A 13,411-nucleotide genomic window follows, 5' to 3' on the forward strand; every position below is an offset into this window, starting at 1 on the left:
GCGCATCGGCTATCCTGTCGCCCTTCACGAGGGAGGTGCCCGATGCGCCGGAAGATCGTCGCCGGAAACTGGAAGTTGCACGGAAACCGCGCCTTCGCCGCGGACCTGGTCGGCGCACTGGTGGCGGCGCCGGAGGTGGCGGGCGTCGAGTTGATCGTGTTGCCTCCGCTGCCGCTGCTGTTGCCGTTGGTCGAGGCATTCGGCGGCCGGTCTGTGGCCTTCGGCGCGCAGGACGTCAGTGCGCACGAGCAGGGCGCCTATACCGGCGAGGTGTCGGCGGCCATGCTGGTCGAAGCCGGTGCGCGTTACGTGCTTGCGGGGCACTCCGAGCGCCGCCAGTACCATGGCGAGGACGACTCGCTGGTGGCACGCAAGGTCGGGGCCGCGTCCCGCGGTGGGCTGACGCCGATCCTGTGCCTCGGCGAGACCCTGGAGGAACGTGAAGCCGGCGAGACCGAGGCGGTCATCGCCCGCCAGCTCGGCGCGGTGTTCAGCGAACTGGGCGAGCAGGCCCTGGAGGGCGTGGTCGTGGCCTATGAACCGGTCTGGGCGATCGGCACGGGCAGGACGGCCTCGGCGGAGCAGGCCCAGGCGGTCCACGCATTCATCCGTGGCGAGGCGGCTGCGCGCGATGCTAGAATCGCCGGCTCGCTGCCGATCCTGTACGGCGGCAGTTGCAAGCCCGGCAACGCCGGGGCGCTGTTCGCGCAGGCCGACGTGGATGGCGGGCTGATCGGCGGCGCGTCGCTGGTGGCAGCGGATTTCCTCGCCATCGCGGCCGCGGCTGCCCCCTGACCGGTCCGGCCCTGCTCCAGGCAAGCGTGCTTGCCGAACGATCTCCACCGACGGGTTTTCCCCATGCTGCTGCTCACCCTCAATGTCCTGTTCGTGCTCATCGCCGTGGCGATGATCGCGCTGATCCTGATGCAACGCGGCGCAGGCGCCGCGGCCGGCTCCGGCTTCGGGGGCGGCGCATCCGCGACCGTGTTCGGCGCGCGCGGCGCCTCCAACTTCCTCTCGAAATCGACCAAGTGGCTGGCCATCGCATTCTTCGCGATCACCCTGTTCATGGCCTGGCAGGCGACCAAGTCCGCGCAGCCGGTCGAGTCCGTGCAGGACCTGGGCGTGATGTCGCAAGTCCCGGTTGCGCCCCCCGCGCAGCAGACGACGGTGCCTGGCGTGCCCGACGCCATGTCGCCTGCCCCCGGGGCGGTCGTGCCGGCCCCCGCGTCGCAGCCCGCACCGGCGACGCCCGCCGAAGATGCGGCCGAAGCGCCCGCGCCGGCGTCGCCCACTCCGCAGGGCGGTTGATAGCGCTTACAATAATGCGGTGCCGGGACCACGAGTTCGCAAGCCCGTGGATCCGGCCAAACACATTGCCCAGGTGGCGGAACTGGTAGACGCACTACCTTGAGGTGGTAGCGGCCAATGGTCGTGGGGGTTCGAGTCCCCCCTTGGGCACCACACACCGGACGCACTTCCGTGCGCCGGGCCCGTCCCCCGGGTCCTTCGACGGAAGCGCGGGACATGGCCGCCTCGCCGGCCGGGATCGAGAGAACACGAGTGCTGGCCGAATACCTGCCGACCCTGCTGTTCCTGTTCGTTGCCACCGGCATCGGCATCGCGCTGCTGGTGATCGGCAACGTGATCGGGCCGAAGTACGCGACCGCCGAGAAACTCTCGCCCTACGAATGCGGATTCGCCGCGTTCGAGGACGCGCGCATGCAGTTCGACGTGCGCTATTACCTGATCGCCATCCAGTTCATCATCTTCGACCTGGAAATCATCTTCATCGTGCCCTGGGCGACTGTGTTCCGCGAGCTTGGCGTGCTCGGCCTGGTCGAGATGGGCATCTTCGCCGGCATGCTGCTGCTGGGCTTCATCTACGTCTGGAAGAAGGGTGCGCTGGAATGGGAATGAGCGCATGAGCCGGGACGGCATGACCACCCGCGACAGGATCGAGGCCAAGGTCGCCGGGTTGATGAACAACCCGCTGCCCGAGGGCCGCCTCGACGACATCCTGCGTCCCGGCGGGGAGAACCCGCTGGCCGAGCGTGGCTTCGTCACCACCAGCTCCGACGTGCTGCTCAACTGGGCGCGTACGGGTTCCATGTGGCCGATGACCTTCGGCCTGGCCTGCTGCGCGGTGGAGATGATGCACGCCGGCGCGGCAAGGCTGGACCTGGATCGCTACGGCGTGGTGTTCCGCCCGTCGCCGCGGCAGTCCGACGTGATGATCGTCGCCGGCACGCTGGTCAACAAGATGGCGCCGGCGCTGCGCAAGGTCTACGACCAGATGCCGGACCCGAAGTGGGTGATCTCGATGGGAAGCTGCGCCAACGGCGGCGGCTATTACCACTACTCGTATTCGGTGGTGCGGGGCTGCGACCGCATCGTGCCGGTGGACATCTACGTGCCCGGCTGCCCGCCGACCGCCGAGGCGCTGGTCTACGGCATCCTGCAGCTGCAGAAGAAGATCCGCCGCGCGACGAATTTCGGCGACGACAAGACGGGGTTGCGCCGCGATGCCTGAGTCGACGACAGCCTTCGCAGAGCGCCTGCGTGCGCGCTTCCCCGACGCCCAGGTCTCGGTGGCGACGCCGCGCGGCGAAGTCGGCGTCGTGTTCGCGCCGGAACGATGGCACGAGGGCTGCCTCGCGCTGCGCGACGAATTCGGGTTCGAAATGCTGGTCGACCTGTGCGGCGTGGACTACCTCGGCTATGGCAGCGACGAATGGGACACGGACGTGTCTTCCGACGGCTACAGCCGTGGCGTGGAAGGGCGCGGCCCGGGGCGGTTCAAGTTCGGCGAGACCACAACCCGCCAGGCGCCCGAGCCGCTGGGAGCGGTGATCGCGCCCGTGCCGCAACGCCGCTATGCCACGGTGGTCCAGCTGCTTTCGATCAGCGACAACCGGCGCGTGCGGGCGACGTGCTTCGCGGAGGACGACGACCTGCCCGTGGTCGCCTCGCTCACCGGCGTCTGGCCGGGCGTGAACTGGTTCGAGCGCGAGGCATTCGATCTGTTCGGGATCATCTTCCAGGGCCATCCCGACCTGCGCCGCATTCTGACCGACTACGGGTTCGTCGGCCATCCGTTCCGCAAGGACTTTCCGTTGATCGGCAACGTCGAGGTTCGCTACGACCCGGAGAGGAAGCGGGTGGTGTACGAGCCGGTGACCTCGGTGGAGCCCCGCGTGCTGGTGCCGCGCGTGGTGCGCGACGATGCCCGCTACGCCACGGCGCGCGGCGAAGATGGCGACCTGAAGGTCCGCAACAACGTGGGTCCGGCCGGTGAAGGCTTGCCCGGGAAAGCGCTGCCGGGGGTGACCCGATGAGCACGAAACCGGAGCCTGCCTCGACCCTGTTCGCGAGCGACCCGGCCGAGTCCCGGCAGGAGATCCGCAACTACACCTTGAACTTCGGGCCCCAGCACCCGGCCGCGCACGGCGTGTTGCGCCTGATCCTGGAAATGGACGGCGAAGTCGTGCAGCGCGCCGATCCGCACATCGGGCTGCTCCATCGCGGCACCGAGAAGCTGGCCGAGAGCAAGCCGTTCAACCAGTCGATCGGCTACATGGACCGCCTCGACTACGTGTCGATGATGTGCAACGAGCACGCCTACGTGCGCGCCATCGAGACCCTGATGGGCATCGAGGCGCCGGAACGCGCGCAATGGATCCGCACCCTGTTCGACGAGGTCACCCGCATCCTCAACCACCTCATGTGGGTGGGATCCAACGCGCTCGACCTCGGTGCGATGGCCGTGTTCCTGTACGCGTTCCGCGAGCGCGAGGAGCTGATGGACGTCTACGAGGCGGTCAGCGGCGCGCGCATGCACGCCACCTACTACCGGCCCGGCGGCGTCTACCGCGACCTGCCTGAGCGCATGCCCCAGTACCGCGAATCGCCATGGCGCAAGGGCGCCAAGCTCAAGCGATTCAACGCCTGGCGCGAAGGCTCGATGCTCGACTACCTGGAGGCCTTCGCCAAGGACTTCCCGGCGCGGATCGACGAGTACGAGACCCTGCTGACCGACAACCGCATCTGGAAGCAGCGCACCGTCGGCATCGGCGTGATCCCGCCCGAGCAGGCGCTCGCCTGGGGCATGACCGGGCCGATGCTGCGTGGCTCCGGCGTCGCGTGGGACCTGCGCAAGAAGCAGCCGTACGCGAAGTACGCCGAAGTCGACTTCGACATCCCGGTCGGCGTGAAGGGCGACTGCTATGACCGCTACCTGGTACGCATCGCCGAGATGCGGCAGTCGGTGCGGATCATCGAACAGTGCGTGGCCTGGCTGAAGGCCAACCCCGGGCCGGTGATGGTCGACAACTACAAGGTGTCGCCACCCTCCCGCGAGGAGATGAAGGACGACATGGAAGCCCTCATCCACCACTTCAAGCTGTTCACCGAGGGCTACTGCGTGCCGGTCGGCGAAACCTACGCCGCGGTCGAGGCGCCCAAGGGCGAGTTCGGCTGCTACCTGGTGTCCGACGGCGCCAACAAGCCGTTCCGTTGCCACCTGCGGGCCCCGGGGTTCGCCCACCTCTCGTCGATGGACGAAGTGGTCAGGGGCCACATGCTGGCCGACGTGGTCGCGATGATCGGCACCTACGACATCGTGTTCGGGGAGATCGATCGATGAGGGCGACCGGCAACTTCGAGGCCGCGCGCAACGTGGACCCGATGGTGGTGCTCAGCGACGCGACGCGCGCGCACATCGACCACTGGCTGTCCAAGTTCCCGCCGGACCGCAAGCGTTCGGCCGTGCTGCAGGGATTGCACGCCGCGCAGGAGCAGAACGGCGGCTGGCTGACCGACGAGCTGATCGCCGGGGTCGCCAGGTACCTCGACCTGCCGGCGGTGTGGGCGTACGAAGTGGCGACCTTCTACTCGATGTTCGAGACGAAGCAGGTCGGCCGCAACAACGTCGCCTTCTGCACCAACATCAGCTGCTGGCTCAACGGCGCCGAAGACCTGGTCGCGCACGCCGAAAAGAAGCTCGGCTGCAAGCTGGGCGAGTCCACCGCGGACGGGCGCGTCTACCTCAAGCGCGAGGAGGAATGCGTCGCCGCCTGCTGTGGCGCCCCGGTCGTCGTCATCAACGGCCACTACCACGAGAAGCTCGACGCGGCGAAGGTCGACGAGCTGCTGGACGGGCTCGAATGATGGGCGGCCATTCGCATTATTCCGAGGGCTACGGCCCCGTCGGCCCGGCGCCCCGTGAGCACCAGGCGGTCTACACCACGCTGCATTTCGACAAGCCGTGGTCGTACGAGAACTACCTGAAGACCGGCGGCTACAGCGCGCTGCGCAGGATCCTCGAGGAGAAGATCGCGCCCACCGACGTGATCGACATGGTCAAGCAGTCCGGCCTGCGCGGACGCGGTGGCGCGGGCTTCCCCACGGGCCTGAAGTGGAGCTTCATGCCGAAGGATTCCGGGATGCAGAAGTACATCCTGTGCAACTCCGACGAGTCCGAGCCCGGCACCGCCAAGGACCGCGACATCCTGCGCTACAACCCGCATGCGGTGATCGAGGGCATGGCCATCGCCTGCTACGCCACCGGCGCCACGGTCGGTTACAACTACCTGCGTGGCGAGTTCCACCACGAACCCTACGAGCACCTCGAGGAAGCGACCGCGGAGGCCTACAGGCATGGCTGGCTGGGGAAGGACATCCTCGGCAGCGGCATCGACATCGACCTGTACAACGCGCTCGGCGCCGGCGCCTACATCTGCGGCGAGGAAACCGCGCTGATGGAGTCGCTGGAGGGCAAGAAGGGCCAGCCGCGCTACAAGCCCCCGTTCCCGGCCAACTTCGGCCTCTACGGCAAGCCGACGACGATCAACAACACCGAGACCTTCGCCTCGGTGCCGGCGATCATCCGCAACGGCGCGGAGTGGTTCCTCAACCTAGGCAAGCCGAACAACGGCGGGCCGAAGATCTTCTCCGTGTCCGGGCACGTGGCGAAGCCGGGCAACTACGAGGTCCGCCTCGGTACCCCGTTCGCGGAACTGCTGGAGATGGCCGGCGGCATCCGTCCCGATCGCACCATCAAGGGCGTGATTCCCGGCGGTTCGTCGATGCCGGTGCTGCCCGGCGAGACGATGATGGGCCTGACCATGGACTACGACAGCCTGCAGAAGGCGGGGTCCGGCCTGGGTTCCGGCGCGGTGATCGTGATGGACGACACCACGTGCATGGTCCGTGCCTGCCAGCGCATCGCGCGCTTCTACTACGCCGAATCCTGCGGCCAGTGCACGCCCTGCCGCGAAGGCACCGGCTGGATGTACCGGATGGTCAGCCGCATCGTCGACGGCCAGGCCACCCTCGACGACCTGCAGATGCTCAAGGCCGCGGCCGGCCAGATCGAGGGACACACGATCTGCGCCTTCGGCGAAGCGGCGGCGTGGCCGGTGCAGGGCTTCCTGCGCCATTTCTGGGACGAGTTCGAATACTTCATCCGCAACGGCCATTCGGTGGTCGATGCGCAGCGGAAGGCGGCGGCATGAGCGCGCAACCGGTCAATCCGAACCTGCCCCCGGACCACGTGACCGTCTTCATCGACGGCGTGGAGCTCGCCGCGCCGAAGGGTTCGATGGTGATCCAGGCCGCGGACAAGGCCGGCATCCCGATCCCGAGGTTCTGCTACCACGACAAGCTCGAGGTCGCGGCGAACTGCCGCATGTGCCTGGTCGACGCCGAGATGGGCGGTCGCCCGTCGCCCAAGCCGCTGCCTGCGTGCGCGACCCCGGTGGCCGACGGCATGCAGGTGTTCACCCGCAACGACAAGGCGCTCAAGGCCCAGCGCAACGTGATGGAATTCCTGCTCATCAACCACCCGCTGGACTGCCCGATCTGCGACCAGGGCGGCGAATGCGAGTTGCAGGATCTTTCGATGGGCTACGGTCGCTCCGTGTCGCGCTTCGCCGAGCGCAAGCGCGTGGTCGCCGACGAGGACCTGGGTCCGCTGGTCAGCACCGAGATGACCCGCTGCATACAGTGCACCCGCTGCGTGCGCTTCACCGGCGAGATCGCGGGCACCTACGAGCTGGGCGGCATGCAGCGCGGCGAGAACCTGCAGATCGGCACCTACGACGGCAAGCCGCTGACGACCGAATTGTCGGGCAACGTCATCGACGTGTGCCCGGTGGGGGCGCTGACCAACAAGGTCTTCCGGTTCCGCGCGCGGCCCTGGGAGCTGATCGCAAAAGCGTCGCTGGGCTACCACGACGCGTTGGGCAGCAACCTGTTCCTGCACGCGCGCCGCGGCGACATCCTGCGCGCGGTTCCCCGCGACAACGAAGCGGTCAACGAGTGCTGGCTGTCCGACCGCGACCGGTATTCCAACCAGGGTCTGTTCGCCGAGGACCGCGCGACCGTTCCGCTGGTCCGGGACGGCGACGATTTCCGGGAGGCGTCCTGGGAGGAGGCCATCGGGTTGGCCGCCACCATCCTCCGCGACAACCCCGCTGACGACCTGGGCATCCTCGTCCATCCGGCGACCTCGAACGAAGAGGGGGCGTTGCTGGCGCGGCTGGCCGAAGGGCTCGGCACCGGCAACATCGACCACCGCATCGCGCAGCACGACTTCGGCGATGGCGCGTTCGCGGAAGCCTTCCCGGTGGCGATGGACGAGATCGACCATGCCGACGCCGTGGTGATCGTGGGTTCGCACCTCCGCCATGAGCTGCCGTTGCTGCACCATCGCGTGCGCCAGGCCTGGCGGCGCGGCGCGAAGGTCCATGTCGTCAACCCGGTCGACTTCGATGTCACCTTCGATGTCGCGACCAAGCGGATCGTGGCTCCGTCGAAGCTGGCGGAGGCGCTGGGCGATGCCGCGCTGCGTGACGCGCTTGGCGAGGCGAGCCGCGTCGTGGTCATCGTCGGTGCCGTGGCGGAGAACAGCGCGCATGCCTCCGCCATCCGCGCCGCGGCCAAGGACTTCGCCAAGGCCACCGGCGCGGCGCTGTGCCGCATCCCGCAGGGGGCCAATGCCGTGGGCCTCGCGCGCAATGGCGTATTGCCGGCCTCCCTCGATGCCGGTGCCATGATTGCCGAGCCCCGAGCCGGCTACGTGGTCTACGGCATCGAACCGGGCCTGGATTTCGCCGGCCAGTCCGTTGCCATGAAAGCCCTGGCGGGTGCGCAGGTGGTGGCATTCAGCCATTTCGCCTGTGCCTCGACCCGCAAGGTGGCCGACGTGATCCTGCCGATCGGCCTGCTGCCGGAGATCGACGCCACCCTGACCAACCTGGGGGGGCGCGACCAGGTCGCCGTGCCCGCAGGCAAGCTGCCGGGCGAGTCCCGTGCCGGCTGGCGCGTGTTGCGTGCGCTGGGCGGCGCGCTGGACTTGCCGGGATTCGATTTCACCGACCTGGCCGGCTTGCGTGCCTCGCTCGACGGGAGCGGGCGTACGCCGGACCCGCAACCGGGTCGCGCGACGCGGCAGGCGGATGATGGGGAGGCTTCCGGATTGGAGCTGGCCGTCTCCCCGGCCATCTATCGCGTCGACGGGGTGACCCGGCGTGCGACGGCATTGCAGGCGCATCCGCTCACGCTCGGCCCGCGCATCACCCTCCACCCCGACGATGCCGCGACGGCAGGTGTCGAGGACGGCGCGATGGCCAAGGTCGCCAATGGCGTCGGGACCGCGGCGCTGCCGGTCGCGACCAGCGATATCGTCGCCCGGGGCGTGGCCTGGATCGAAAGCGGCTATGGCGCGACGGCTGCATTGGGCACCGGGAAGGTGAAGGTGGTGGCCGCATGACCACCGCCGAACTGTTGTCGGATGTGTTCGGGCCGCTGCACGAGTGGCTGCTTTCGCTGGGCCCCCTGGGCGTGGTCGCGTGGATCGTGCTCAAGATCCTAGCCATCGCCGTGCCGGTGATCCTGACCGTGGCGTTCTACGTGGTCTGGGAGCGCAAGCTGATCGGCTGGATGCACGTGCGCCATGGACCGATGTACGTCGGCATGGGCATCTTCCAGGCCTTCGCCGACGTGTTCAAGTTGCTGTTCAAGGAAGTCATCCAGCCCACGAAGGCGCAGCGCGTCCTCTACGTCCTCGCCCCGCTGATCACGCTGGCGCCGGCGTTCGCGGCCTGGGCGGTGGTGCCTTTCGATGCGCAACTGGCCTTGTCGAACGCGAATGCGGGATTGCTCTACCTGCTGGCGATGACCTCGCTGGGCGTGTACGGGATCATCCTGGCGGGCTGGGCGTCCAACTCCAAGTACGCCTTCCTCGGTGCGATGCGTTCCGCCGCCCAGGTCGTCAGCTACGAGATCGCGATGGGTTTCGCGCTCGTCGGCGTCATGGTCGGCGCGGGCAGCCTCAACCTGAGCGAGATCGTCATGGCGCAGTCCGGGGACGCGGGGCTGCTGGAATGGTTCTGGCTGCCCATGCTGCCGTTGTTCGTGGTGTTCTTCGTGTCCGGCGTGGCCGAGACCAACCGCGCGCCGTTCGACGTGGTCGAGGGCGAGAGCGAGATCGTCGCCGGGCACATGGTCGAGTACTCGGGATCGGCGTTCGCGCTGTTCTTCCTGGCCGAATACGCCAACATGATCCTGGTGAGCTTCCTGACCGCGACCTTCTTCCTCGGTGGCTGGCTGAGCCCGTTCCAAGGCATGGGCATCCCGCTGTTGTCGGTCGATGGCTGGTGGTGGCTGTTCGCCAAGGTGTTCTTCTTCGCCAGCTGCTTCATCTGGTTCCGCGCGTCCTTCCCGCGCTACCGCTACGACCAGATCATGCGGCTGGGCTGGAAGGTCTTCATCCCGATCAGCATCGCCTGGATCGTGGTGACCGCGCTGCTGGCGTACCACGGCGTCTTCGAGGCGGGGCGATGATGGGCAAGGTGCTTTCCTACTTCCGGAGCCTGCTGCTGCTGGAGCTGCTCGGCGGCCTGTGGCTGACCTTGAAGTACCTCTTCCGTCCCAAGTACACGCTCATGTACCCGATGGAGAAGACCCCGCAGTCGCCGCGCTTCCGTGGGTTGCATGCGCTGCGTCGCTACCCCAATGGCGAGGAGCGCTGCATCGCCTGCAAGCTGTGCGAGGCGGTTTGCCCGGCGCTGGCGATCACCATCGATTCGGAGGAGCGTGCCGACGGCACCCGCCGGACGACGCGCTACGACATCGACCTGTTCAAGTGCATCTATTGCGGGTTCTGCGAGGAGTCCTGCCCGGTCGACTCGATCGTCGAAACGCACATCCACGAGTACCACTTCGAGCATCGCGGCGAGAACGTGGTCGACAAGCAACAGCTGCTGGCGATCGGGGACCGGCTCGAAGCCGAGATCGCCGAGCGCCGCGCCGCCGACGCCGCCTACAGGTAGCCCATGGACTTCACCCTGCTCGCATTCCTGGCCTTCGCCGTCGTGACCGTCGTCTCGGCGGGCGCGGTGATCACCGTGCGCAACCCGGTGCATGCCGCGCTGTTCCTGGTGCTGACGTTCTTCACGGTTGCCTGCACCTGGCTGATCGCGGGCGCCGAGTTCCTCGGCGTGGCGCTGATCCTGGTGTACGTCGGCGCGGTGATGGTGCTGTTCCTGTTCGTGGTGATGATGCTCGACGTCGACATCGCGCCGCTGCGCGAGGGCTACGTGCGCTACCTGCCTGTCGGCCTGGTGGTCGCGGTGGTGATGCTGCTCGAGGTGCTGGCGCTGATCGGGGTCAAGGCCCGGATGGCGACGCCGTTCGGCATCGACGCGGCCGAAGCGGAGGGCACGTCTAACACCGTCTGGCTGGCGCGACGCCTGTTCACCGACTTCCTGCTGCCGTTCGAGGTCGCGGCGCTGATCCTGACGGTGGCGGTCGTGGCCGCGGTGATGCTGACGCTGCGTCGCCGCGAAGGCACCAAGCACCAGAACCCGGGGGACCAGTCGCGGGTCCGGGCAGCCGACCGCTTCCGGATGGTGAAGATGGACGCCGTCAAACCCCCTGAAGCGCAAGACGACGGCGCGGGGGAGGTGAAGTGATGGACCTGCTCTCGCAAGGCCTCTCGCTGGGGCACTACCTCGCGCTCGGTGCCGCGCTGTTCTGCATCAGCGTGGCCGGCATCTTCCTCAACCGGAAGAACGTGATCATCCTGCTGATGTCGATCGAGCTGATGCTGCTCGCGGTCAACATCAACTTCGTCGCCTTCTCGCGTGAGTTCGGCGACGCCGCGGGGCAGATCTTCGTGTTCTTCATCCTCACCGTGGCCGCGGCAGAGGCCGCGATCGGCCTGGCCATCCTGGTCACCCTGTTCCGCAACCGGCGCACGATCAACGTCGCCGAGATCGACTCGCTCAAAGGCTGACCGATGCCCGGCATGGAATTCGCCATCTCCAAGTCCGTCCTGCTGGCCATCGTGCTGGCACCGCTGCTTGGCGCCGTGGTCGCGGGCCTGTTCGGCAGGAAAATCGGCCGCGTCGGCGCCCATTCGGTGACGATCCTCGGCGTGGCCGCCAGCTGCGCGTTGTCCTGCTACGTGTTGTGGCAGCTGGTGGGGCAGGGGGCGGCGCCGTTCAACGAGAACATCTACACGTTCTTCCAGGTCGGCGCCTACGACGCGCACGTCGGCTTCATGGTCGACAAGCTGACCGCGATGATGATGGTGGTGGTCACCTTCGTCTCGTTGCTGGTGCACGTCTACACCATCGGTTACATGGCCGACGACCCCGGTTACCAGCGGTTCTTCAGCTACATCAGCCTGTTCACGTTCTCGATGCTGATGCTGGTGATGAGCAACAACTTCCTGCAGCTGTTCTTCGGCTGGGAAGCGGTAGGCCTGGTGTCCTACCTGTTGATCGGCTTCTGGTTCAAGCGGCCGAGCGCCATCTTCGCCAACCTCAAGGCCTTCCTGGTCAACCGCGTCGGCGACTTCGGGTTCCTGCTGGGCATCGCCGGCGTGCTGTACTGGTTCGGGACCCTGGACTACGCCACCGTGTTCGCCAATGCCGGCGACAAGATCGGCGGCGGGCAGGTGGTGCAGATCCTGGCCGGCCAGGAATGGTCGGTGGCGACGCTGATCTGCATCTGCCTGTTCATCGGCGCGATGGGCAAGTCGGCCCAGGTTCCGCTGCACGTGTGGCTTCCCGACTCGATGGAAGGCCCAACGCCGATCTCGGCCTTGATCCACGCCGCGACCATGGTCACCGCCGGCATCTTCATGGTGGCGCGCATGTCGCCGCTGTTCGAGCTGTCGGAAACGGCGTTGCAGTTCGTGCTGTTCATCGGCGCCACCACGGCCTTCTTTACCGGCCTCATCGGCATCGTGCAGAACGACATCAAGCGCGTCGTGGCCTATTCAACGCTGTCCCAACTCGGCTACATGACCGTTGCGCTGGGCGTATCGGCCTACTCGGCGGCCGTCTTCCACCTGATGACGCATGCGTTCTTCAAGGCGCTGCTGTTCCTGGCGGCAGGGTCGGTGATCATCGGCATGCACCACGAGCAGGACATGCGCCGCATGGGCGGGCTGCGCAAGTACATGCCGATCACGTTCTGGACGTCGCTGGTCGGCACGCTGGCCCTGGTCGGGACGCCATTCTTCAGCGGCTTCTACTCCAAGGACACCATCATCGAGGCCGCGCACCATGCCGCCGAGGGTGGCGGGTGGGTGGGCCAGTACGGCTACTGGGCGGTGCTGCTGGGTGCGTTCGTCACCGCTTTCTACAGCTTCCGCCTGCTGTACATGACCTTCTTCGGCGAGGAGCGGTTCCGGGACACGCATGCCGGGCATGAGGACGTGCATGGCGCGCCGGCCGATGCCGTCGCCCAGGCGCACCACGTCGACGACCACGGCCACCACGGCCCTGTCGAGCCGCATGAGTCGCCCTGGGTCGTGACCTTGCCGTTGATCCTGCTCGCGATCCCGTCGATCGCCATCGGTTTCTTCACCGTCGGGCCGATGCTGTTCGCCACCGACTGGACCGGCCACCACGAACAGTTGCCGTTCTTCCTGGGCGCGATCGATGTCGCCGCCGCGCGCGACAGCGTGATGCAGGTCGGCGAGGCGGTCTGGCACGGTCCGGTGGCGTTCGCCCTGCACGGCTTCCAGGCGCCCGCCTTCTGGCTGGCCTTCGCCGGCTTTGCGTTGGCAACGGTCATGTATTGGTGGAAGCCCGGGTTGCCGGCGAAAGCCGCGCGCATCCTGGCGTTGCCGCGCAAGGTGCTGGAGAACAAGTACTGGGCCGACGACCTGTGGATCGGAGGCCTCGCCGGCGGCGGCATGCTGCTCGCCCGAGGGTCGCGGCAGGTCGACAGCCATTTGATCGACGGCGTCGCGGTCAACGGCAGTGCTCGCCTGGTCGAGCTGTTCTCCGGCGTGCTGCGGCGCCTGCAGACCGGCCACCTCTACCACTACGCCTTCGCCATGATCCTTGGCCTGATCGCGCTGCTAGCCGTCCTCATCCGCTACTGGACCTGA

The 13,411-nt window shown here is 67.3% G+C and carries 13 protein-coding genes, 1 tRNA gene and 1 pseudogene; all 15 read left to right on the forward strand.

Going from position 1 to position 13,411, the window contains the following annotated elements; genetic code table 11:
* Positions 1-42 precede the first annotated feature (42 nt).
* The 15 genes and pseudogenes from tpiA to nuoL all read left to right on the forward strand — a co-directional run bounded on the left by tpiA (position 43) and on the right by nuoL (position 13,411).
* On the forward strand, positions 43-795 hold the full coding sequence (tpiA, locus tag ABD970_RS07780) for a triose-phosphate isomerase (protein WP_345294932.1): 753 nt from the start codon (positions 43-45) through the stop codon (positions 793-795).
* Positions 796-858: 63 nt separating this feature from the next.
* A complete protein-coding gene (secG, locus tag ABD970_RS07785) occupies positions 859-1,311 on the forward strand; it encodes a preprotein translocase subunit SecG (protein ID WP_345294933.1) in 453 nt (150 codons plus the stop codon).
* A gap of 67 nt (positions 1,312-1,378) precedes the next feature.
* Positions 1,379-1,464 (forward strand) — tRNA-Leu (locus ABD970_RS07790).
* A 99-nt stretch (positions 1,465-1,563) separates the two neighbouring features.
* On the forward strand, positions 1,564-1,920 hold the full coding sequence (locus ABD970_RS07795; RefSeq protein WP_345295680.1) for an NADH-quinone oxidoreductase subunit A: 357 nt from the start codon (positions 1,564-1,566) through the stop codon (positions 1,918-1,920).
* A 61-nt stretch (positions 1,921-1,981) separates the two neighbouring features.
* On the forward strand, positions 1,982-2,533 hold the full coding sequence (locus tag ABD970_RS07800) for a NuoB/complex I 20 kDa subunit family protein (protein WP_345295681.1): 552 nt from the start codon (positions 1,982-1,984) through the stop codon (positions 2,531-2,533).
* Positions 2,526-3,278: pseudogene (locus tag ABD970_RS07805) on the forward strand (NADH-quinone oxidoreductase subunit C); the annotation flags it as partial. The gene ABD970_RS07800 and the pseudogene ABD970_RS07805, both read left to right, overlap by 8 nt.
* A 56-nt stretch (positions 3,279-3,334) precedes the next feature.
* Complete coding sequence (locus tag ABD970_RS07810) at positions 3,335-4,645, forward strand: NADH-quinone oxidoreductase subunit D (RefSeq protein WP_345294934.1); 1,311 nt, start codon at positions 3,335-3,337, stop codon at positions 4,643-4,645.
* Entirely contained in the window at positions 4,642-5,169 is a 528-nt protein-coding gene (gene nuoE, locus ABD970_RS07815) for an NADH-quinone oxidoreductase subunit NuoE (protein ID WP_345294935.1), read from the forward strand. The genes ABD970_RS07810 and nuoE overlap by 4 nt, the downstream gene beginning before the upstream one ends.
* Positions 5,169-6,515 (forward strand): NADH-quinone oxidoreductase subunit NuoF, encoded by a 1,347-nt coding sequence (nuoF, locus tag ABD970_RS07820; RefSeq protein WP_345294936.1) that lies wholly within the window; start codon positions 5,169-5,171, stop codon positions 6,513-6,515. The genes nuoE and nuoF overlap by 1 nt, the downstream gene beginning before the upstream one ends.
* Positions 6,512-8,773 (forward strand): NADH-quinone oxidoreductase subunit NuoG, encoded by a 2,262-nt coding sequence (gene nuoG, locus ABD970_RS07825; RefSeq protein WP_345294937.1) that lies wholly within the window; start codon positions 6,512-6,514, stop codon positions 8,771-8,773. The genes nuoF and nuoG overlap by 4 nt, the downstream gene beginning before the upstream one ends.
* The gene (gene nuoH / locus ABD970_RS07830) at positions 8,770-9,846 is read left to right on the forward strand and encodes an NADH-quinone oxidoreductase subunit NuoH (protein WP_345294938.1); all 1,077 of its coding nucleotides are present in this window, start codon (positions 8,770-8,772) and stop codon (positions 9,844-9,846) included. Before nuoG ends, nuoH begins: the two co-directional genes overlap by 4 nt.
* Entirely contained in the window at positions 9,846-10,334 is a 489-nt protein-coding gene (gene nuoI / locus ABD970_RS07835; protein ID WP_345295682.1) for an NADH-quinone oxidoreductase subunit NuoI, read from the forward strand. Before nuoH ends, nuoI begins: the two co-directional genes overlap by 1 nt.
* Before the next feature lie 3 nt (positions 10,335-10,337).
* Positions 10,338-10,976 carry an NADH-quinone oxidoreductase subunit J gene (locus ABD970_RS07840; protein ID WP_345294939.1) on the forward strand — a complete coding sequence of 213 codons (639 nt, stop codon included), beginning with the start codon at positions 10,338-10,340 and terminating at the stop codon, positions 10,974-10,976.
* Positions 10,976-11,299: an NADH-quinone oxidoreductase subunit NuoK gene (nuoK, locus tag ABD970_RS07845; RefSeq protein ID WP_345294940.1), complete on the forward strand. Its 324-nt coding sequence runs from the start codon at positions 10,976-10,978 to the stop codon at positions 11,297-11,299. The genes ABD970_RS07840 and nuoK overlap by 1 nt, the downstream gene beginning before the upstream one ends.
* Before the next feature lie 12 nt (positions 11,300-11,311).
* Positions 11,312-13,411 carry an NADH-quinone oxidoreductase subunit L gene (nuoL, locus tag ABD970_RS07850; protein WP_345294941.1) on the forward strand — a complete coding sequence of 700 codons (2,100 nt, stop codon included), beginning with the start codon at positions 11,312-11,314 and terminating at the stop codon, positions 13,409-13,411.

The organism is Luteimonas vadosa, from assembly GCF_039543545.1.
Classification (GTDB): domain Bacteria; phylum Pseudomonadota; class Gammaproteobacteria; order Xanthomonadales; family Xanthomonadaceae; genus Luteimonas; species Luteimonas vadosa.